Here is a 21814-nt window from a genome sequence, read left to right as displayed (position 1 = left end):
TGTCGCTACACTTCCACCAGGACACCGTCCTCCAGACGGGTCTTCCCGGCCCGCGCGCCCGCGAACCACGGGTAGAGCGACGGGAGGAGGACGAGCGTCAGCAGCGTGGACGTCACCAGCCCGCCCACCACCACGGTGGCCAGCGGGCGCTGCACCTCGGCGCCCACGCCGGTGGCCAGCATCATCGGCACGAAGCCCAGCGCCGCCACCAGCGCCGTCATCAGCACCGGCCGCGAGCGCTCCCGCGCCGCCAGCAATACCGCCTCCTTCACCGGCAGGCCGCCGGCCTCGTGGTGCAGCAGCCTCGACATCAGCACCACGCCGTTGAGCACCGCGATGCCCGACAGGGCGATGAAGCCGATGGCCGCCGAGATGGACACCGGCATCCCCCGCAGCACGAGCGCCACCACGCCCCCCACGCACGCGAAGGGCACGTGGGTGAAGATGATGAGCGCCGGACGCAGGCGCTGGAAGGTCAACCAGAGCACGGCCACGATGAGCACCAGCACCGCGGGGATGACGAGCGAGAGCCGCCGCGCCGCCTCCGTCAGCGTCTCGTACTGGCCGCCCCACTCCAGGCGATAGCCGTCCGGCAGGCGGACCGCCGAGGCCACCCGCGCCCGCGCATGCGCCACCACCGTACCCAGGTCCGCGCCGCGCACGTTGAAGCCCACCACCAGGCGCCGCTGTCCGTCCTCCCGGTTCACCAGCCCGGGCGTTGACACGAGCTTCACGTCCGCCACCCGCGACAGCGGCACCGTGCCTCCCGAGGCCACCGGCAACGGCAGCTCCGCCAGCGAGAAGGCCCCCTCCGCCCCCGACAGCCGCAGCACGATGGGCACCCGCACCGCCCCGTCATACGTGGCCCCCACCTCCAGCCCCGTGCGCACCGCCTGCACCGCCTCCAGCACCCCGCGGACGCTGAAGCCCATGCGCGCCGCGTCCAACGCGCGGGGCACCACCTCCAGCATCGGCACCTCCGGCGGCGCCAGCACCCGCACGTCCGCCGCTCCCGGCTCCCGCGCCACCTCCGCCGCCACCTGCTCGGCCCGCCGCCGCAGCTCGCCCAGGTCCTCCCCGTACACACTCACCGCCACGTCCGTCACCGTGCCGCCCAGCAGCTCGTTGAAACGCATCTGGATGGGCTGCGTGAAGGCCGGCTCGCTCCCCGGAGCCTCGGCCTCCAGCACCGCCGCCATCTCCTCGATGAGCGCCTCGCGCGTGAGGCCCGGCCGCCAGGTGGCGTGGGGCTTCAGCCGCACGAAGACGTCCGCCTGCTCCAGGCCCATGATGTCCGTGGCCACCGCCGGGCTGCCCACGCGCGACACCACCTGCGTCACCTCGGGGATGTGCTTCAGCAGCACCGCCTCCAGGTGCCCCGCCTCCCGCGCCGCCGCCTCCAGGCGGATGTCCGCCGCGCGCGTCGTCTGCACCACCATGTCCCCCTCGTCCAGCTGCGGGGCGAACTCGCTGCCCGCGCGCAGGAAGAGGCCCACGCCCAGCGCGAGCAGCACCCCCGCCGCGAGCGCCACCCGGCGCGGAACCCGGGCCATGTGGTCCAACACGGGCCGGTACACCCTGTCGAAGAAGCGCACCAGCAGGGGTGGGTGCTCGGGAATGTCCTCGGGCCGCAGCACCAGGCTGGCCACCGCCGGAATGAAGGTGAGCGACAGCACCAGCGAGGTGGCCAGCGCCAGCATCACCGTCATCGCCATGGGGCGGAACATCTTCCCGTCCACGCCGCTGAGCGCCAGCACCGGCACGTAGACGAGCAGGATGATGAGCACCGAGAAGAACACCGGCCGCGCCACCGAGCCCGTCACGTGCGCCACCTTCTCCCGCCACCCCTTGCGGTCCGTCCGCTCGTGCCCCACATGGTGGAAGACGGCCTCCACCATCACCACCGCGCCGTCCACCAGCAGGCCGAAGTCGATGGCCCCCAGGCTCATCAGGTTGCCCGGAATCCCCAGCAGCACCATGCCCACCGCCGCGCCCAGCATGGACAGCGGAATCGCCGAGGCCACCACCAGCCCCGCCCGGAAGCTGCCCAGCAGCAGGAAGAGCACCGCCACCACCAGCAGGCCTCCCTCCAGCAGGTTCTTCCCCACCGTGCGCAGCGTGCCGCGCACCAGCGTGCTCCGGTCGTACACCTCGTCCACCCGCACGTCCTCGGGCAGCACCTCGCGCACCCGCTCCATCCGCGCGTGCAGGCCCTCCATCACGTCCAGCGCGTTGGCCCCGCGCAACATCTGCACCATCACGTACACCGTCTCGCCCCGGCCGTTGGCCACCGCCGTGCCGATGCGAGGCAGCGCCCCCGGCACCACCTCGGCCACGTCCGCCAGCCGCACCGTCTGGCCATTCGCGCCCTCCACCACCGCGCTCCCCAGCTCGCTCGGGCCCGGAGGCCGCGCCACCGCGCGCACCAGCACCTGCCGGTCCCCCGTCGCGAGGCTCGCCCCGGGCACGCTCCCCGACACGTCCTCCAGCGCCCGCCGCAGCGCCTCCAGCGTCAGGCCGCGCTGCGCCAGCTTCACCGGGTCCGCCCGCACCTCCAGCGTGCGCTGCTGCCCACCCCAGTTGTTCACCTCCACCACGCCGGGCACCCCGCGCAGCAGCGGCGCCACCCGCAGCTCCGCCAGCTCCAGCAGCTCCGCCGACGTGCGCTGGGACGAGCTGAGGGTGAAGTGGAAGATCTCCCCCAGGCCTCCCGTGAGGGGCCCCAGCTCCGGGGCCTCCACGCCCGGAGGCAGTGCGCCGGCCAGCGCGTTCACCCGCTCCTGCACGAGCTGCCGCGCCCGGTACGGGTCCACGCCGTCCCCGAAGACGGCCGTCACCGAGGAGATGCCGTAGCGAGACAGGCTGCGGTGTCCCTCCAGGCCCGGCATGCCTCCGAGCGCCGTCTCCACCGGCCGCGTCACCAGCCGCTCCACCTCCTCGGGCGTCATGCCCGGAGCGCGGGTGAGCACCAGCACCTGGTTGGTGGAGATGTCCGGCAGCGCGTCCAGCTCCATCCTCGCCGCCACGAGGGAGGCCAGCACGGCGAACAGCGCCGTGAGCCCCAGCGTCCAGCCCCGGTGCTTCACCGAGCCTCTCACCAGCCGCTCCATCATCACCCCTCCCCTCCCGTCATGAGCACGCGCGCGGCATCCGCCGCCACCGCGTCCGACTCCTTCAACGGCCCGTGCACCAGCGCGTCCACACCGGACTGTCCCACCACCTTCACCGGCTGACGGCGGTGGCCCTCGCCCTCGCGCACCAGCACCGCCACCTCGCCGCCCTCCAGCACCAGCGCCCGCGCGGGCACCACCTTCACCTCCGGCAGCCCGTCCGCCCTCACCCGCAGCGTCCCCCGCAGGCCCGCCGGCAGGGAGCGCACCGGCTCGGGCTCGAACCACGCGGCCAGCGTCCCATCCCGCGCGTCCACCGACGGCGCTCGCCCCACCAGCCGCACCGGCACGGCCTCCAGGCCCGGCGCGGAGAACTCGAAGGCGGTGTCCTCCGGCAGCGCCAGCGAGAGCCGGGCCTCCAGGCGCGCGGGGCCCTCGCCCGCGACGCGCACCAGAGGCGCCCCGCCCGCCTCGTACGTCTGCCCCAGCACCGCCTCCACCTCCGTCACCACGCCGTCCACCGGACTGCGCAGCGCCACCGTCCCCCGCTGCGCCACTCCGGCCGCGGCCGGGCCCTCCAGCCCCGCCACCTTCAACAGGGCCCGCGCGCTCTGCTGCGCCGCACGGGCCTCCGCCAGATTCGCCTCGGCCTCGGCCAGCTCGAAGACGCGGGCCATGCCCTGCTCCTGGAGCGCCTTCAGCTGCGCCGTGCGGCGCTCATAGGCCTCGCGGCGCAGGGAGGCGGCCTCGTAGTCCCCCGCGGCCCGCACCACCTCGGGCAGGAGCACCTCGAGGAGCACCTCGCCCTTGCGCACCTTCTGGCCGGGCCGCACGGCGATGCGCGCGACACTCCCCCGGAAGGGCAGGCCGAGCGCCGCCGCGCCCTCGGGAGGCGGGAGCACCTGGGCCGGGGCCTCGGTGAGGGACACGCCGCGCGGAGGACGCGGGTGCACCCAGGCGCTGCTCGCGCTGGACCGCGCGGGCGCGGGCGCCGCGGGCACGGCGGGCGGTGGCGAGGAGCAGCCCAGGGCCGCGCCCAGCAGGAGGACGGAAGAGAGGAGCGCGGAACGGCTCATGGCGTGGGGACTCCGGAAAGGGTGTCGAGGAAGAAGCGGGCCGTCACACGCGCCCGGGCCTCCTCGGCGCGAGCGTGGCCCAGACGGATGCGGGCGGCGGCCAGCGCGCGGCGCGCCAGCACCACCTCGGGGACGGTGGCGTCCCCGGACCGGAAGAGGAGCTCGCGCAACCGGGCGGCCTCCTCGGCGGCGGGCAGCAGCTCGCCCTTCAGTGCCGCCAACACCTCGCGCGCGTGCTCCACTTCATGGAGCGAGAGGACCAGCCCGGCCGCGGCGCGCTGGCCCGCGTCCCGTGCCTCGCCCTCGAGCCGCTCGGCGGTGGCCAGCAGCGTGCCCCGGTCCCGCTCTCCCCGCTCGAAGAGGGACGGCGTGAGCGTCAGCGTGAGGGCCCCTCCCGCGGCCCCGTCGAACTCGCGCAGCCCGGCCACGCCCACTTGCAGCAGGGTGCCCCGTGAAGCGTGGGCCTCGGCCGCCCGTGCCCGCTCCAGCCAGGCCTCGAGCTTCCGCGCCTCCGCCTCCGGCAGCCGGGAGGCCCGCGCAACCAGGGGCGCCCACTCGGCCTCCGGGGGCAGCTCTACCTCGGGCAGCTCGCCCGTGGCCTGGAGGGGCTGGGATGGATCCTTCCCGAGCAGCCTCGCCAGCTCCACCCGGCGCTCGGCCACCCGGCCCTCCGCGTCCAGCCCGGCGAGCCGCGCCTCCGCGAGGTACGCACTGGCCTCGGCCTCCTCCAGCTTCGTGGAGGCCCCCAGCTTCGCCGCCCCTCGCACCGCCTCGCGGAAGGTCCCGGCCAGTTGGAGCTCCTGCGCGCTCTGGGCGCTGGCCTGCTCGGCCGCCCAGAGCCGCAGCCACGCCTCGGCGATGGCCAGCCGGCGCGCGAGCAGGACGGCGCGGGCCTCGGCGTCGAGCACGGACTGCTCGGCGCGCACGGTGGTGTCCCGCGCGCCCGTCTGCCCCGAGAGGCTGAAGGTCTGGCTCACCCCCACGCGCAAGTCGGCACCGCGCGCGCCCGCGCTCTGGCGGTAGCCGGGCTCCACGGTGACTTGAGGGTTGAAGACGAACGGAGAGAGCCGCGCGCTTTCGGCACGGCGGACTTCGGCGGCACGGGCGGCGCTCTCGGCACCCGGGGTGCGCCCGGCCAGCGCGAGCGCCTCCTCGAAGGTCAGCGGAGTGACCTCCGGGGGCGAAGCGGCCAACAGGAGCGCGGCGAGGACGGCAACCATGACGCGCACCGTAAAGGCCTCGCGTCAGGGGCGCTTGAGAGGACTCTGAGAGGTTTCTCAGAGTCACGGTTCTCGCTCGGGGTGGGAACCCGGGTGACGGGCACCCTCACCCCGTCCCTCTCCCGAGGGGAGAGGGGAGATGGGCTCAGGGCTTCAACACGGGCGGCTGGCCGTCCAGCACGCACAGGTTCGTGCTCTCGTCACAGCTGACGGGGAACGCCGGGTCGATCGACAAGCCCGGCCGCGGCTGCTCGCAGATGCGCGGGTCTCGCACGGTGATGGTCTTCCCATCGGCGTCCTTCTCCTGGCGCTCGCACTTGATGGCCGGGAACAGGCCCACCGCCTCGTACGTGGCCGTGCAGTCCCCTTCCGTGTACGTCAGCTCCGCCGTCCACTGCGTGCCCGGAATCGCCGCCTGCCCCTGGATGCGCAGGCCGCTCCACCGGTAGCTCACCTCCACCGTCGTCCCGGGCTCCGGGCTCACCACCTGCCGCGCCTCGGTCATCTCCGGCACCTCGCACACCCGCTCCTGCGTGGGGTACTCGGTGGTGAAGTCTCCCAACGACGTGACGGAGTGCGTGGGGTCCGCGTCCTTCCCCTCGTTGTCCGCCAGCGGTTTCGGCTTCAGCACCAGCGAGGGCGGCACGCCGGAGCCCGGCTCGCGGAACACCTGCGCGCCGACGATCTCCGCCGTCTTCCGGGCGCACGCACCCGTTCCCGTCTTCAGTGTGTAGCGCACGGCATGGTCGCCGCGGCCCACCGTGCACTGCGGCGCCGGCTGCTCCACGCCGCACGCTCCCAGCCAGGCCGCGCATCCCAGCGGCACCATCCATACAAGGGCTCGATGTGTCTTCATGATGGGGACTCCAGATCAGAACGAGACGCGCGCGCCGAAGCGGATGCTGCGGGGCGTCTGGTAGGAGGTGGGCTTTCCGTAGTTGGGGTTGAGGGTCACCGCACTGCCACCCCGGTTCTTCACGGTCTCGAGGTCCGCGGGCTTGCCACCCACCAGCGCGTCGACGGTGTCGAAGGTGTAGTTCTGGTCCCGCGACGTCTCGGCCTGGAAGTTGAACAGGTTGAAGCTGTCGAGCGTCAGCGAGCCCGTGAGTCCCCGGCCCAGCTTGTAGTTGAGCCCCACGTGGGCATCCACGTTGTGCACCCAGGGCAGCCGGCCACCACTGCCGCGCGGCAGGATGAAGCTGAACCCCACGCCGTAGATGGAGTGCGCGCCCTGCACGTTGAGCGGCGCTCCCGAGGTCCCCCGGTACGACAGGCCCACGTCGAGGCTCGTCGTGGGCGAGAACACGAACTCGCGGGCACCGAACACCTTGATGGCGTGCGTGCGGTCCAACGGCAGCGGGCCCTCCTTGTTCTGCATCATCGAGACGAGATCGAAGTCCGACGTGACGTTGGGCGCGAGCTGGTTGGCATCCGGGCGGTAGAGGCCCGAGTAGTTCCCGCGCAGATAGGACCAGGTGTAGCTGGCCTGCACGAGCCACAGGTCCGCGAACGCCTTGTTGAAGTAGACGGACACGGCATCGTAGTCACGCACGGCCTTGTCGAACGCCTCGGCGATGCCCCGGCCCGGGTTGCCGATGAAGTAGTTCGTCGTCTCGTTGGTGGACATGTCCTCGATGACGTCGTTCATGTAGCGCCGGGTGTAGCTGGCGCCCAGCGTGCCGCGAGGAATCACCTCGTACTCGGCACCCACGACGAACTCGTCCGAGGACTGGGGCTTGAGGTCTGGATCCACCGGGCTGTTGATGGCGAACGTCTGGTTGTACAGGCGGCTGATGGTGGTGCTGCCGCCGCTGGGGATGATGTTGCGCGTGTCGGCGCACTCCGTGTAGGGCGCGGCCTGGGTGAGCGGATCACACCCCGGACCGCCGCCGAGGGGCGCGCGGCTGCGCGTGGCGCGGATGCGGGTGATGTTGGAGAACTGCGAGTTCACCATGGCGAGCACGGCGTTCTGGTAGTAGCGCGCGTAGCTGGCGAAGAGCTTGGAGCGGCCCTTCTGGGTGAAGTCGTAGACGACGCCCACGCGCGGGGAGAGCTGGTTGGGCAGCTCGAAGGCCACGTCGCCGCCGGTGCCGTAGATGGTCTGCGTGTCGTAGCGCAGGCCCGCGTTGAGGGTGACGCGGTCCAGGATGCTCCAGCTGTCCTGCAGGAAGGCGCCCACGGCGTCGGCGCGGGTGGAGGTGTTGACCTGCGGTTGGATCTCCACCTGGTCCGGCCCCAGCAGGTAGCCGAACGCGCGGAAGTCCGTGAAGGTCTTCCCATCCGTGGCCTCCTGGATGAGGCGCCGGCCCGAGTACGCGCGCGCGTCCACGTTGGTCATCACCTCGGCGTCCACACCGGCCTTGATGACGTGGTGGCCCATCGCGTTGAGCAGCAGGGTGCCCACGGCGTTGGCCTGGTAGCGGTTCACCGTGCGGTCCAGCAGGAAGCCGGGGCCGCCCAGGAAGTAGTTGGCCACGGGGCAGCGCACGGCGTTCGTCGTGCCGGCGGGGTCGCACACGGACGGGTCGGCCAGCTGCTCGAAGTCGTTGATGGAGTAGTAGTTGGGCGCGGCGCGGGTGCCGGTGCGGCGCATCTCGAACTGGGGCGTGCCGGACAGGCCCGCGGCATTGCCGATGCCGCTGCCGTCCACGGGCATCGTGTTGTCGTACTGGTGGTGCCAGCCCACGTTCGCATCCAGCAGCACGCGCTTGTCCAGGAAGGACGAGGACAGCTTGAGCGAGATGTCACGCGCGTCCTGCTGATAGCTGTGGGCGAGCGCCTCGTAGGTGCCGTTGATGTTCTCCACCTCGACGGCGCCGCTGTCGAGGTTGTAGCCGAAACGGCCGTTGCCGCCCGAGCTGCCCGGCGTGCCATACACCGACAGGGAGAGGCTGTGGTCGGTGTGCAGCTGCCAGGTGAGCTTGCCGAGGTACTGCACGGAGCGCTGGTCCGCGAAGTAGCGGGTGGCGCCGTTGGGGATGGGCGTGGTGAGGGAGAAACCGTCCTCGCCCTTGAGGACCGTGCCGTCCTCGCCGAGCACGAAGGCGTTGAGGCCGCGGTCGAGCACCCGGCGCGTGAAGGAGGGCGCCACGCCCGCGAAGAACCACAGCTTGTCCTGGACGAGGGGGCCGCCCAGGGTGGCGCCGAAGTCCCCCAGGTTCCACAGCTGCTGGCGGGTGGTGATGACGGTGCCCTCGCGCGCGATGCGGGTAGGCGTGCCCTCGAGGAAGCCCGGCGCGAGGTTGCCGAACACCGAGCCGTGGAGCTGGTTGGAGCCGGACTTCGTCACGGCCGTCATCACGCCACCCGTGGAGCGGCCGAACTCGGGCATGAAGCCACCGGTGATGACGTTCACCTCCTGGATGAACTCGGCGGACAGCGGCGTGCCGAGGATGCCCAGTGCCGGGTTGCCCGTGGACAGGCCATCCACCAGGAAGCCGTTCTCCGGCGACGTGGTGCCTCCGATGGACACACCATACGCATCCGCGTTGGCGCCGGGGGCCAGCTCGGCCAGGCTCTCGAAGGAGCGGGATGCCGAGCCCTTGGAGCCGGGGCGCACCACGGCCAGACGGTTCATCAGTTCCGTGTCCACGCTCACGCCGGTGCGGGTGGAGCCCACGTCCACGGCGGGCGCGGCGGCCACCACGTCCACCGTCACCGACATGCCCTCGGGCAGCAGCTCCGCGTTGAAGCGCACGGTGCTGTTGAGGCGCAGGGTGATGCTGTCGCGCGCGAGGACCTGGAAGGCCTCCTTCTCGAAGCGCAGGGTGTAGACGCCGGGAGGCAGCTGCGGCAGCCGGTAGAGGCCGGTGGCGTCGGTGACGGCGAGCTGCTCGCCCTGGAGGGAGGGAGAGGTCGCGGTCACCACCACGTCCGCGACGGGTTGCTTGTTGCTGGCGTCCACCACCGTGCCGGTCAGCACGGAGGTGCTCTGCTGCGCCAGGGCGGGTGGCATCCACATGCACACGCCCAGCATCAGCGCGGCCACGAGGACGCGCGCCTGGGTTGTCTGGAGACGTCGATTCAAAGGAAGGGCCCTCTGTCGGGCGCCGGCCCACGGCATGCGGGCCAGCGCCACTGTCTTCCGTGCTACACTGTGATTCCACGGAAAGACAAGATGGGCGCCTCCAACGCCTCCAGGCTCGGCCGCGCTACTCCATGCGCAGGACGGCGACGTCGGGCTCCGTCTTCTTCGCCGGCCCGGGCACCACGGTGAGCGCTCCATTCTTCACCGCGCACGTGGCCTCCGCCGGAGGCACCACGCGGATGGGGTTGAGCGTCTCGGGCCGGCCGAACTTCACCGCGCTGGTGGCGAGCATCCGCTCCTGCTTCTTCCCGCTGTCGCTGTCGCTGTACACGACGCTGATGGCCTGGAAGGGCGTGGGCAGCTTCAGCTTCATCCGGTAGCCCTTCTTGCCGGGCAGCTCGGCGCGCTCCACCTGGAGCGTCTGCTTGGGCGAGCCGAAGGCCGGGAACACCTGTCCATCGACGACGCGGATGCCCCACTGCGAGGGCAGCTGCTCGCGCGAGGGCTTGCCGCAACCGGTGAGGTCCTGGGGCGGCTGCGGCGCCAGCCAGAGCTCCACGTGGTCATCGTTGAGCCACTTCGCGCTCGGGCCCGTCCACTTGTTGTCCCGCACCTCGACGAGCAGCGTGTCCGGCGCCACCAGCAGCGCCTTCAGCCCCGCGTCCTTCGGATCGTCCTGGGTGCCCAGCAGGAAGTTGCCCGCCTCGAAGCCGCACGCGCCGAGCCCCGCCTGCTTCCACCCGCCCTCCAGGTACGCCTTGTCCACCTGCACCTGGGGGAGGAACGGCAGCGTCCGCTCTCCCAGCGAGGTCTGCCCCGCCTCGCACTCGGGGGCGGCCCGGACGACCTCGCCGCGCAGTTGCTCGGCGTCCCAGTAGTCCCCGCTCTCCTTCTGCTCCGCGTCCATGCCATCGGTGCTCCGGTGGCCCTCGATGACGAGGCGCAGCGGGGAGAGCTGCAACGTGCGCGAGACGGACCAGCGCTGGCGGCTGCCGCCACTCTGCTCGTGCGTGAAGCGGTTGTCCGCCACCGTCACCAGGTCCTCGCCCACGCCCGCGGAGCCATAGCCGTCATTGCACACGGACAGCAGGAGTTGGGCGGGCTGGGACGGGCGCATCAGCCACCACTCCCGGGCCTCGCACAGGCCCTCTTCACGGGAGCCATCCTCCTTGCGGCCACTCGGGCCGAACTTGCGCCCGACGAACTCGGCCGACGTGTCCGCGTCCGCCCACCCGAGCTCCAGGGCCTTCACCTGCAGCGCGCGGCCCTGCGCGTCCTTGCCCGCGTCGAGCGTCTCCACGACGCGGCAGGGCGCGCGCTTCGCGCAGAGCGGATCCTGGGGAGCAGCGGGCGGAGCGCCCAGCAGCGACAACATCAACACCGTGGCGGTAGGGTTCATGGCGGCGCAGCTTGCACCAGCTGGCGGTCTCCATTGAATCCCTGGTCACGCTGGGGGAGCGGAATCGGAGGCAGGTACGGGGAGCCACCAGGGGACGGCCTTCTCCCGCCACACCGCATCGATCAACTCCTCTTCCACCGAGAGCTGTTTCAACCAGAGCAGGATGAGGCCATGATCCGGCTGCTCTCGAAGCCGTTCCAGAAGCAGCTCGCCATCACTGGCCTGGAGCTTCTCCTCGACGAAGTCCTCGAAAGCGCTCCTGAAAGGATGTCCCCAGAGACAGGCTTCGAGCATGACGCGGTGGGCAGGCCCGGCGCCGACCCGTGCGATCATGCGCTTCAACAAGCGCTCCGCATCGTCATAGCCGTCATCATGGTCCGCGCCAGGATCCTTGGAGCCCACATGCTCGGCGAAGAACAGCAGGTGCTCGGGAAGCCGTAGATGGCGGGCGGCCACGTGCCAGACTCCGTGATCTCTCGCGAGCACCCGAGCACAGCGCTTCGCCTGCGGGCCATCCCCGAAACGGATGACGGTCTCCGCCGCGGCCGAATGCCATCTGGGGACCTCGAGCGGGTGGCACTCGGAGCGCAAGGTGGAGGGCGGTGACTCCAGCAACTGGACGAGCTCCTCGACCACGCTCGCGCCTCCCACCCGCGCCAGTGCGATTCCCGCCTCGGTGCCCGCCTCGGTCGAATGCTCCAACAGCGACCTGAACACCGGGAGTTCCGACTCCACTCCGAACCGTGCGACGAGCCGGATGACAGCCGCGAGGTGGCGGGGCGGCAGCTCCCGTTGCTCCAAGGCGGGGCGCCATCGGGCCGCATCTTCAGCATCCCCGAAGAACGCCAACAACCGGAAGGCCTGCTCCCGAAGCACTTCATCCCCCGCGTTCACCGCGCCCCTGCGGGCCCAGTCGAGCGCCTCGTGCCCACGCGCGGGTGGGCGCTCCCAATGGCAGAGCATGACGGAGAGGTGGTTGAGGGCCCTGGTCCGCCAGTCCTTGGGGACATCCGGCTCCAGGAGCGGGAGCAACCCCATGACGCCATCGAGTGACGCGAGTTGAAGGCATGCGTCCCCCTGGAAACGCTCCTTCTCATGACGAGCCTGGGCCACGGGATCATGCCAGGGCTCCCCTTTCACGGGTTTCGGCCGCAGCCGTCCGGACAGAAGCAGCTCGCGCAGGCGCTGGGCGGCCGTGGAGGACTGGCTCGTGCCGCCCAGAATCCTGACAGCACTCTCCAGCGACTCGCCTCCGGCGGGAATGAGCGAAAGCACTTCCTCCCCGGACGGGTTGTCCCGCAGCAGGGAGATGGAGAACGGCTTCAAGTCCTCATCCTTCAGTCCCTCGAGCAGCAGGGCTTGGAGATGCGGCCGGTAGAGCTCACGGAGCCGCTGCAGGATGGGTTTGCGCTGCCGGTCGGAGATGCTCTCGACGGGCCAGCGCCCCTCGCCCTCCGCCCGAAGCTTCTTCTCGTCGGCGAAGTAGGCCTTCTGTGACTCCGAGTAGAGGGGCAACCGGTGCAGCGGCAGGAGGCCCCAGAGTTCCTCGAATGATCCGGTGCGTGCCACCCTGTCCAGGGAGAGTAAGGAACGGGTCTCCCTGGCCCGCTGCTTCTTGTCACGCTCGCGCTCCTCGGACCGATGGATGTCCGACTCGGACTGCGAGCGCATGGACTTGTGCTTGCGCTCCAGCAGCTCACGTGCCCGTTTGGCGATCTCCGGATCCGCGTCTTCCACATAGGGAGCGAGCAGCTCCTCCTCGCCCCAGGGGAGGTGCCTGACGGCGAACCGGCGCTGGCTCGGGCTGCCCCCCTCCAACAGCGTCCTCATGAGCGGCGCGTCCATGCTGCTCGTGGGAAAGACCTCCTCGGCCACGGAGGCGTAAGGACCGTCGAGCATGGCGAGGAGCGCTTGCGGCCAGGGCCGTTCCCGCACCCGCTGCACGACCTCCTGGAGCAGATGCCTGCGCGCTTCCTCACCTCCCTCGCTAACGGCCAACTCCCACGGCGTCTCCGTTGGAAGCCAGGCCTCGTAGCGTTGGGGCTCGGGGCGTGGCGGCTTCTCTCGCGTGAGCACCGCGAGGAGCAGCTCGATCGGAGCCGTCTTCCCGGCGCCAATGGCCTCGAAGGCCACCCAACGCTCATGATCATCCAGCGAGACGAGGGCGAGCCGTACGTCGTCCACGCCGAGGGCCTCTCCCTGGCGTACGAGCTGGCGAATCGCCGCGATTCGAACGGCGCGGAACCCATCGTGGAGCGACTTGTGGAGCAACTCCACGTCAACGGAGCCCTGGAGGTTCGCCCGGGCGATGAGGGCGCGCCACCGGGCGGGGCCACACGCATCGTCGATGAACTCCGCGTAGAGCGGTTCGAGGAGCTTGCTTCGTGGAGACGTGTCCCCAACGAGCCCACAGGTCCAGAGCAGCTCCCACTGCGCCAACCACCGCTCGGCGGGAATCCCCGTCGCCTGCCGGGCGAAGCGCACCCTGGCCATCCAGTCTCCCTCTTTGTCCGTCTCCCCCAGCTCGAGGGAGTTGAGGGCGGCACGCAGGAGCGCCTCGCGCTTCTGCTCCCAGGTGCCCTGGCGCCGCACCGTCTCCAGGACAGGCGCCACCGCGGCCGGGATGCACCGGGACAACGCCTCCAGATACTCGAGATGCCGCTCGGAAGCTCGCCGGGCCCACACCGAGGTCGCCTTGAAGGCCACGTCGTCACGAGCCTCATCCTGGGGTGCCTCGAACAACGACTCGAGTTCGAGCAGCCAGGGGCCTGGAGGTCTGGCGAGCAGCAGGGACTCGGCGCATCCGAACCGGATGAGCACCGGCAGTGGCGGCTCCAGGCCCAGCCGCGTGGCGAGCTCCTCCGCGAGGGAGGCAGCCGCATGCTCATCGCTCTGCCGCTGATAGAAATTTTCGTGCACGTACCGCAGCGGGGGGAGCTCTCCGCGCAGGAACCGTCCAACAGCGGGTGGGCAGACCGCGATCAACGCATCGGCATGAGGCCGCAGCGCTCCGCCCCACCGCTCGAGCGCAAGCCACAGCTCGCCATCCTCCTCGAGCTCTCCCGGGAGCAAGAGACCGTGTCCTTTTGGCGTGTCGAAATGGCTTACCACGCGCAGGCGCCGTCCGAGGGTCTCGAGCGCGGCCCCCACCTCGACGCGGTCCGGACCATTCGCGACGAGCAGCCTCGTCGCGAGCGCGAGCGAGGACATGGGACGGCGGGGATTGTTCGTCAGCCGCTGGATGAAGCGCGTCAGCCGCCCGGTTTCGGAGAGCCGTGCTCCGAAGTGGAAGGCCACGGCCTCCGCCCCCGGTTCCCCCACCAGGGCGAGCAGCTCCTCCTCCGCCGCGGGCTGCCCGATGAGGTGGTAGGCCGCGCAGAACTCGGCGAAGCTCTTGTGGGAGAACTGGTACAGGTCCGGACCCGCTCGCTGGACGAAGTCGCTGTCTTCGAGCACCTCGTAGACGGCGTCCCGGGTCTCCTTGGGGCCTTTCATGGCCGCGAGGTCCTCGAGGGTCAGCGTGCCATCACCCCTGCGAATCATCGACCAGGCAGCGGCGCCCAGGATGCCGAGCCCCCCCTGGGAGAGAACCGTCAGCCGCGTGGACTTCGAGATGCGTCCGGCGGACTGCGCGCGCTCGATCAGTCTGGCGATGCACCGCTCGAGCACCGCGGGGACATCCAGGCGCTCTCCCAATTCCTCCTCGGAGAGCATCGCCAGCAGCGAGACTCCCAGCGGAGTCGAGCACAGGTCGGCGACCATCTCCTTGCGCCGGTCTCGCGTCCGGAGGGCTTGCTTGCCCGTGAGGACATCCAGGTGCCCTGGCTTGCCCTCCATCTCGAAGAGCTGCTTCTGCTGGAATTCGTCGAGGGGCTGAACGCGAACGTGAGGAGAACCCGACACCTCATTGGGCAGGGGCCGCGAGCCCAGGATGGACGGACCGGGCCACCGGGAGATGAACTCGCGGATGGCACCTCGCTCGTCTCCAGGCACCTCGTCGAGCCCATCGATGAGCAACCACACACTCCCGGCGAGCTCGGGTGACCAAGCCAGCTCCAGCAGCCGCTGGCACTCCTCGAGACGAAGCCAGCTCTTGAGCGCGCCATGCAGCGCCACGTCCAGGGAGAGACCGGCCCTGACGAGCGGGCGCGCCTCGATGCGGAAGGCCGGGCCGAGCAGCTTGTCCTCCTGGTACAGCCGGGCATTCAGCCTGCGCAGCACGATGGACTTCCCACTGCCGGGGCCTCCTTCGATATAGGCGGTGCGCGAGCGCTCGCAGAGCGTGTGCTCACGAATCTCCCCCAGCAGTTCCGCCTCTCGGACTCCCGGAGTCGCCCCCCGGGTCCGCGGCCTCTCGCCATGGCGGACGAGCTGGAGCTCGAGGGTCTCCGAGACCGCTCGCATGTCCCTGTTCCAGAGCGGGATGCGTTGGGAAGCCTGACGGAGCTTCTCGAAGAGTTGGGTGTCGGGTAGCGCGGGCGTCGAAAGCCCCAGGCGTATGAGCAGCTCGAGCACGCTCCGGAAGGGCTGGAGCCGCCACCCACGCATCGACTGCTCGTCAGAGGACCCCTCCTTCTCTGGAGGGTAGCGCTGGTCGAGGTAGGCACGCGCCTGCCGCCACTGCGAAGCGGGGACGAAGAGGCGGCCCTCGGGGCACCGCGTGAAGAAGCTCCGCACCTTGTCCTCCAGCCCCCCTACCGGAACCGCGAGCCCCCGCGCATCCAGCGCGCCTGTGATGCCGAGATCCAGGAGTTCCCCCAGGCCACCGGGCGCTCCCGAGGCCAGCACCCCTCCCGCCTCGGGCCACCGTTCGAGGAGCGCACGGACGAAGAGCGCTGCCATCTTCGACGGGCCGGGTGCGTCCCCCTCCAGAGCCCAGGAGGGAGTGGCGACACCGAGGAAGCGTTGCACGAGCGAGGCCGTCTCGCGGATGGCGTCATCCTCCTCGCGAGGCGCTCCTGGCAGGACCGCGTGGAACACCCTGACGGGAGCAGCATTCACGACCGGGGCGAACACACGCGGCCAGGCCAGACTCCGCCGGTGGCTCCGGAAGTCGGCGAAGCGCTCCTGGGACTCCTTGAACCAGGCCCGCCGCGAGGGCAACGGCCGGGGAGGAAGCTGGATGCCGAGGATCTCGGCCGCTTCGAGACAGCCAGCGCCCAGCTGCGGGGTGCCGAAGCCCTCGTCGTCGAACTGATCGGGCTCGAGCGACAACCAGAGCGCGGTGAGCCCCGGGGCAGCGGCCGCTCCGGGTGACTTCTCCATGCATCGGAGCTCCTCGGCGACCCGTGGGAGGGCCGACGCGAGCGCGACCCGCAGAGGAGGAATCCTGGGAGCCCCGCCCTCGCCTCTTAGCACCGCGCGGGCAAGCGCCCACGTCTCACGTGTCATCATCGCGGACGTCCTCCAGGGCCAGGCTCACCATGAACTGGAGCCGTGTCAGGGGCGCGGAGAAGCCCTCGCGCCGCAGCCGCTCGCGCAACTCCTCGACCTTCCCGAGGCGCGCGATGACGGCCGACTTCGACCAGTTCCAGATACGGAAGCTCCAGGTGATGGAGCGCTCCTCCATGCTCACGCGAAGCGCCACGTCTCCCACGGGCTTCTTCCCCCGGGGCAGCGCCACCAGCACACGCACCTCTCCGTCCTCCAGGTAGAGGTCCACCGCCCCCTGGGAGAATGTCTCCACGCCAGGCTCACGCCCCTCCGCCGCCGCCACGGCGAACAGGGGCGCGAGAAGGGGGGCCGCCGACACATCCTCCACGATGCGCGCCTTGCGCAGCCGCGCGAGCAGGCGGCTGCGGGACAGCGAGTCCGGAGCCGGGGTGACAGGAGGCAACACCTCGGCCACGGCCTGAACGGCCGCCTGCGCGACCGTCTGCCAGAGGCTCCAGACACTCGCCTGTCCAGACAGGGTCTCGAGACGCTGCTCGGCCAGCTCTCCCAACGCGCCAACACGGGCCGGGCAAAGCGAGACCCGTGCATCCGCCATGAGCACCAGCTCGCGAGCCGCCTGCGTGCGGCCGAGGGCATCATCGACCGTTGCCGCGTTGTCCACGTCGAGCAGGGCATCCATCAATTCCCCGAAGGGGTCCTCGTCGCCGAGCAGGAGCGCCTCGAGGCGCTCGAGCAGCAGACGCGGGTCGGGCAGCGCCGCGGCCGAAGCGGCAAGACGCGCCAGCTCCTCCTGGCCGCGACGAAGCCCGGCCTCCCATCCAGCGGCACGGGCCTGGGCGAGGCGTGCCTCGAGAACGAGCACCCGGTAGGCGGCACGAGGCTCGAGCCCTCGCGCCGCGTGCCGCAGTTCCAGCTCCAGCAGTTCCTCCTGGGCGGAGGAAATCCAGGGATGAGTCGTGCTCATGGGGACTCCTCGTCATCCTGAAGCGCCCGCGCCTTCGCCAGGGCGCCCTCGGACAGCACCTTCTTGTCCCGCCAGTAGTCCACGGCCGCTTCGACGAACTTCTCGGGACGGTGCTGCTCGGGAGGCAGGCCGTGGTAGCGATAGGCCGAGAGCACCCGGGATGGGCGTTGATCGAAACCCTCCGTCACGACAACCAGCACCCCATTGTCGCCCACGAGGAAAAGCCGCCCACTGGAGGGACCCAGGGACTTGGCACGCCCTCTGGCACGCGCCGTGTCGACGGAGCGCATGTAGGTGGGCATGTAGAATGCATCATGGTCCTTCTGCAGGAGTTGCCTGCAGGAGGGAGCCACGAGCTCACGGCGCTCCGAACCCCGCTGCACGCGGTCGATGAGGGAGCACCCCGCCTGGAGGGCTCGCTCACGCAGGTGGGAAGGCAAGCCCTCGACGATGAAGTCCCAGCGCTCGGTCCACCGATACAGGTGCTTGAGCACATGCTTCTCCCGTTGCCAGCCCCGCCGCAGGGCATGGACATTGTCGGGTAGCCTGGCGGGTGCGGTCATGGCATCTCCTTCTCTTCGGCCTCGTCGGGTACGCCGAGCACGCGGCGCAGCTTGCCGTAAGCCCTCTGGATGAGCTTTCCCGTGCGCTCGTAGGCCTGCTCAGGAGGGGCTTGGGGATAGAGCAGGGTGGCAATCTCACTCCGGTCGAGCACCTGCTCTGGCCGCTCGGGTGGAGGCGGTGGGTGCCTGAGGGCAAGACCGTCCCAGTCCGCATTGGAGAGCCGGTCGGGCGAGTGCAAGAGCAGCAGCGCCGCACGCTCATCGAGCCGGAACGAGGCCAGCGCCTCCACGGCATGCTGGAGTCGCAACTGCTCCTCCCTGTCCTCCAGCAGGAGTTCGATATCTGGTGGGCCTCGCGCATGGGTCCGTGCGGCGATCTCGGCGGCAATACCGGAGTCACGGACGTCCGGCTCACGCACCTGTGCCTGAAGGGCATCCCACAGACGATTCTTGAAGACGACCCGGGCGAAGGCACGAGGCCGTTCCGCCCCCAACAACCGGGGGGGTTGCTCCGGATTACCCACCAACAATTCCTCGAGCACCTCCATGCGCAGGGCCTCCACCTCCGCGGCACCGAGAGCGCATACGACTCCCTGGGGAATGGGAAGCCAGCGTTCGAGCCAGGGCAGAACCTCGGCAAGTGCCTGCTCGGCTCCTGTCCGATACCAGTGCTCAACCTTTTGCAAGATGGCCTGTTCGTCCATTCCCGTGCTCCACCCTCCCTGCCAGAAGGACTCCACTCGGCAGCAGCAGCGGACAGGACCATGGCATGAACAGGGCTGGGGCCGTCAGAGTCCATCCTGGTTGGCTGGCGGGCGGCTTGGCCCGGAGTAGCCTGGGGACATGTCCGCTCCGCCCTTCATCTCACACGTCCCCTACGAGGCCACCCACCCCCACGTGCTCGCCGTCTACTGCTCGGACGGACGCTTCACGGACGCGGTGGAGGACCTGGCGAAGCACTTGGGCCATGACCGCATCGACACGCTGACGCTCCCGGGAGGCCCCGGGCTGCTCAACCGGTGGTCCGCCGACTACCTGGAGAGCGACATGGTGACGCGCGCGGCGCACTTCCTCATCCGCGGCCACCACATCTCCGAGGTGCTGCTGCTGGCCCATGCCGGCTGCGGCTACTACCAGACCCGCCACGGTTCGCTCGGTGCGGACTTCGTCGCCGAGCAGCAGCTCACGGACCTGCGCACCGCCGCCTCGGAGCTGCGCAAGGCCTTCCCCACCGTCACCGTGCACCTCTACTTCGTGCGCCCGCACGGCACGGCCATCCGCTTCGAGCCCATCCAGGAGGACTGAGGCTTCCGGGCCGCTCTGGTACACTGGGCGCATGTTCCTCAAGGACGTCGAGACGCACGAAGGCACGGGTTCCTACTCGGAGCTCATCCGGCGCGCGCGCGGCAGCGGAGCGGCGCCCTCCGGGCTCTGGTACCTGTTCGCGTTCAAGCCGGAGATGACGGAGGCGCTGGCGCAGTTCACCCAGGCGGCGATGCGTGGGCCCTCGCCGCTGCCCGCGGGCATGCGCGAGCTGATCGCCGCCTTCACCTCGCGGCGCAACCAGTGTGTGTTTTGAACGAACTCCCACGCCGCGGTCGCGGCGCGAATGCTGGGCGATGAGCAGAAGGTCCAGGCCATCCTGGAGAACCTCGACACGGCTCCCATTCCGGAGGCCGAGCGGGTGCTGTTCCGTTTCCTGGAGAAGGTGAATCGCGAGCCGGAGCACATCCGGCAGGAGGACGTGGAGGCCGTGAAGGCGGCGGGCTGGACGGACGAGGCCGTGTATGACGCCATCACCGTCTGCGCGCTCTTCAACTTCTACAACCGGTGGGCGGATGCCACGGGCGTTCGCGAGCACCCCGCCGAGGTCTACGAGCGCAGCGCCGAGCGGCTCTCCAAGGGGGGCTATGTCGCGCCCCCGGCGCCTGGAGACAAGAAGGGTCCTTGAGCTGACCCATATCCCCTCAATATCCCCTCTCCCGGAGGGCGAGGGGAAATGGACGCGGTGTCGTCATGAGTCGTCGTCATGAATCAGTGCACGCGGACGCGGCGGGCGCGGCGCAGCACCGCGTCCGTCATCCCCGTGATGGAGACGACCTCGTCCACCGCGCCCCGTTGGATGGCCGCCCGCGGCATGCCGAACACCACGCAGCTCGCCTCGTCCTGGGCGAGCGTGTCCGCGCCCGCCTGCTTCATCGCCAGCAGCCCGTCCGCGCCGTCCTCGCCCATCCCCGTCAGCAACACGCCGATGGCGTTCTCCCCCGCCGCTCGCGCCACCGACTGGAACAACACGTCCACGCTCGGCTTGTGGCCGGACACCCGCCCTCCGTCCATCAGCTCCACCTGGTAGTGGCCGCCGGTGCGCCGCACCCGCAGGTGCCGGTTGCCCGGCGCGATGAGCGCCCGGCCCTGCTGCACCCGGTCTCCCTGCTCCGCCTCCTTCACCTCGATGCGGCACAGCTGGTGCAAGCGCTTCGCGAAGGCCGACGTGAACTGCTCCGGCATGTGCTGCACGATGACGATGCCCGGGCAGTCCGGAGGCATCCGCTCCAGCAACTGCCGCAGCGCTTCCGTGCCGCCCGTGGAGGCCCCCACCGCCACCACCCGGTCCGTCGTCACCGTCAGCATCGAGGGCGGTGGCCGCTCCGGCTCCTCCTTCACCGGAGTCCCCCGCCGCACCAGCCGCGAGCGGGCCCGGGCCGCGTCCCGTAGCGAGCGCACCAGCCGCGCCCGGGACTCGCGCAGGAACTCGCCGACACCCAGCTGCGGCTTGGGGATGATCTCCAACGCGCCCTCCTGCAGCGCGCGCACCGCCGTCTCGGTCCCCGGCCCCGCCAGTCCCGAGCACACCACCACCGGCACCGGCTCCTGCTCCCGCATCAGCTCGCGCAGGAACGTCAGCCCGTCCATGCGTGGCATCTCCAGGTCCAGCAGGATGACGTCCGGCCGCTGGCTCTTCATCTTCTGCTTCGCGATGAGCGGATCCGACGCCACCTCCACCACCATGCCCGGCACGTGCTGCAGGAGCGAGAGCACGCCCTGCCGCACCACCGCCGAGTCATCCACCACGAGCACTCGCAACACGGGAGCCATGCCTCACCCTCGCCGGGTGGCATCCCGGGTCAAGGGCCTCGGCGCATAGACGGTGGGAATCACCGTGCGCACACCCCAACCGGGGCCCGTGAGACTCTCGGAGTGTCCGAGGAACAACAACCCCTGGGGAGACAGGTGGCTCAGCAACCGCTCCACCGCCCGCGTCTTCGAGGCCGTGTCGAAGTAGATGAGCACGTTGCGGCAGAAGATGAGATCGAAGCGCCCCACCACGCCCCGCCCGTCATTCAGGTTCACCCGCTGGAAGCGCACCAGCGAGCGCAGCTCCGGGCCCGCCTTCATCTTCCCTTCCTGGCTGCCCACCCCGCGCAGCATGTACGCCCGGAGGTACGGCTTCGGAATCTCCTCCGCCTTGTCCACCGGCCAGAGCGCCTGGCGCGCCCGCTCCAGCACGCGCGTGGACAGGTCCGTCGCCAGGATTTGAATGTCCCAGCCCTCCTCGGGGGGCAGGTGGTGGCGCAGCACCATGGCCAGCGAGAAGGGCTCCTCACCCGAGGAGCACCCCGCGCTCCACACCCGGACGCGGCGCCCCTCGCCCGTGCCGGTGTCCCCGTGCGCCCGCCACCGGGGCAGCACCTCGCGCTCCAGCAGCTCGAAGTGCCGGGGCTCGCGGAAGAAGTGCGTCTCGTGCGTGCAGAGCGCGTCCAGCAGCCGCACCCGCTCCGTCTCGTCCTCCTCCGCCCGCTTCAGGTAGGCGCCGAAGGTCATCCCTCCCAGCTCGCGCAGCCGCCGCGACACCCGCCCCACCAGCAGCGCCTTCTTCGCCTCGGACAGCCAGATGCCCGCCTCGCGGTAGACGAGCCGCTGGTACCCGGCGAACTCCCGCTCGGTGGGCGGCGCGAACTCACGAGGCAGCACGAAGGTGCTCTCTTCCCGCTGCGCCTCGCTCATGCCACACCGAAGGCGACGAGCAGCTTCGAGGAGCTCCTCGGGTTGCGGAACCAGGT

General features: G+C 70.5%; 15 protein-coding genes. 3 read left to right on the top strand and 12 right to left on the bottom strand.

The window, feature by feature from the left end; genetic code table 11:
- Positions 1 to 5: 5 nt before the first annotated feature.
- The 10 genes from VFZ09_RS03075 to VFZ09_RS03030 form a co-directional block, all read right to left on the bottom strand.
- Positions 6 to 3113, bottom strand: coding sequence for a CusA/CzcA family heavy metal efflux RND transporter (locus VFZ09_RS03075; RefSeq protein WP_329725941.1), 3108 nt, complete (start codon positions 3111 to 3113; stop codon positions 6 to 8).
- On the bottom strand, positions 3113 to 4186 hold the full coding sequence (locus VFZ09_RS03070) for an efflux RND transporter periplasmic adaptor subunit (protein ID WP_329725940.1): 1074 nt from the start codon (positions 4184 to 4186) through the stop codon (positions 3113 to 3115). The genes VFZ09_RS03075 and VFZ09_RS03070 overlap by 1 nt, the downstream gene beginning before the upstream one ends.
- Complete coding sequence (locus tag VFZ09_RS03065; RefSeq protein ID WP_329726042.1) at positions 4183 to 5406, bottom strand: TolC family protein; 1224 nt, start codon at positions 5404 to 5406, stop codon at positions 4183 to 4185. The genes VFZ09_RS03070 and VFZ09_RS03065 overlap by 4 nt, the downstream gene beginning before the upstream one ends.
- A 145-nt stretch (positions 5407 to 5551) precedes the next feature.
- Entirely contained in the window at positions 5552 to 6262 is a 711-nt protein-coding gene (locus VFZ09_RS03060; RefSeq protein ID WP_329725939.1) for a hypothetical protein, read from the bottom strand.
- Between the two features lie 15 nt (positions 6263 to 6277).
- Positions 6278 to 9433 carry a TonB-dependent receptor gene (locus tag VFZ09_RS03055; protein WP_329725938.1) on the bottom strand — a complete coding sequence of 1052 codons (3156 nt, stop codon included), beginning with the start codon at positions 9431 to 9433 and terminating at the stop codon, positions 6278 to 6280.
- Positions 9434 to 9557: 124 nt separating this feature from the next.
- Complete coding sequence (locus tag VFZ09_RS03050) at positions 9558 to 10832, bottom strand: hypothetical protein (RefSeq protein ID WP_329725937.1); 1275 nt, start codon at positions 10830 to 10832, stop codon at positions 9558 to 9560.
- Positions 10833 to 10877: 45 nt separating this feature from the next.
- Positions 10878 to 16097, bottom strand: coding sequence for a hypothetical protein (locus VFZ09_RS03045; protein ID WP_329725936.1), 5220 nt, complete (start codon positions 16095 to 16097; stop codon positions 10878 to 10880).
- Between the two features lie 115 nt (positions 16098 to 16212).
- Complete coding sequence (locus VFZ09_RS03040; RefSeq protein ID WP_329725935.1) at positions 16213 to 17190, bottom strand: hypothetical protein; 978 nt, start codon at positions 17188 to 17190, stop codon at positions 16213 to 16215.
- Positions 17187 to 17753 (bottom strand): hypothetical protein, encoded by a 567-nt coding sequence (locus tag VFZ09_RS03035; RefSeq protein ID WP_329725934.1) that lies wholly within the window; start codon positions 17751 to 17753, stop codon positions 17187 to 17189. Before VFZ09_RS03035 ends, VFZ09_RS03040 begins: the two co-directional genes overlap by 4 nt.
- On the bottom strand, positions 17750 to 18457 hold the full coding sequence (locus VFZ09_RS03030; protein WP_329725933.1) for a hypothetical protein: 708 nt from the start codon (positions 18455 to 18457) through the stop codon (positions 17750 to 17752). Before VFZ09_RS03030 ends, VFZ09_RS03035 begins: the two co-directional genes overlap by 4 nt.
- Positions 18458 to 18596: 139 nt before the next feature.
- Here VFZ09_RS03030 and VFZ09_RS03025 point away from each other — a divergent pair, with 139 nt between their 5' ends.
- Genes VFZ09_RS03025 through VFZ09_RS03015 form a run of 3 tightly spaced genes read left to right on the top strand, consistent with a single transcriptional unit; the run spans position 18597 to position 19704 of the window.
- Positions 18597 to 19058, top strand: coding sequence for a carbonic anhydrase (locus tag VFZ09_RS03025; protein ID WP_329725932.1), 462 nt, complete (start codon positions 18597 to 18599; stop codon positions 19056 to 19058).
- A gap of 31 nt (positions 19059 to 19089) precedes the next feature.
- Positions 19090 to 19332, top strand: a complete 243-nt coding sequence (locus tag VFZ09_RS03020) for a peroxidase (protein ID WP_329725931.1) — start codon at positions 19090 to 19092, stop codon at positions 19330 to 19332.
- Between the two features lie 30 nt (positions 19333 to 19362).
- Positions 19363 to 19704 carry a peroxidase gene (locus VFZ09_RS03015; RefSeq protein ID WP_329725930.1) on the top strand — a complete coding sequence of 114 codons (342 nt, stop codon included), beginning with the start codon at positions 19363 to 19365 and terminating at the stop codon, positions 19702 to 19704.
- 83 nt (positions 19705 to 19787) lie between these two features.
- On the opposite strand, the gene VFZ09_RS03010 is transcribed toward VFZ09_RS03015, so the two are convergent.
- Positions 19788 to 20849: a chemotaxis response regulator protein-glutamate methylesterase gene (locus tag VFZ09_RS03010; RefSeq protein WP_329725929.1), complete on the bottom strand. Its 1062-nt coding sequence runs from the start codon at positions 20847 to 20849 to the stop codon at positions 19788 to 19790.
- Between the two features lie 3 nt (positions 20850 to 20852).
- The gene (locus VFZ09_RS03005) at positions 20853 to 21758 is read right to left on the bottom strand and encodes a protein-glutamate O-methyltransferase CheR (protein WP_329725928.1); all 906 of its coding nucleotides are present in this window, start codon (positions 21756 to 21758) and stop codon (positions 20853 to 20855) included.
- Positions 21759 to 21814: the final 56 nt, after the last annotated feature.

Source organism: Archangium sp. (genome assembly GCF_036277355.1).
Taxonomy (GTDB): domain Bacteria; phylum Myxococcota; class Myxococcia; order Myxococcales; family Myxococcaceae; genus Archangium.
Note: the sequence above shows the minus strand (reverse complement) of the source record. Positions and strands in the feature narration are given on the sequence as shown.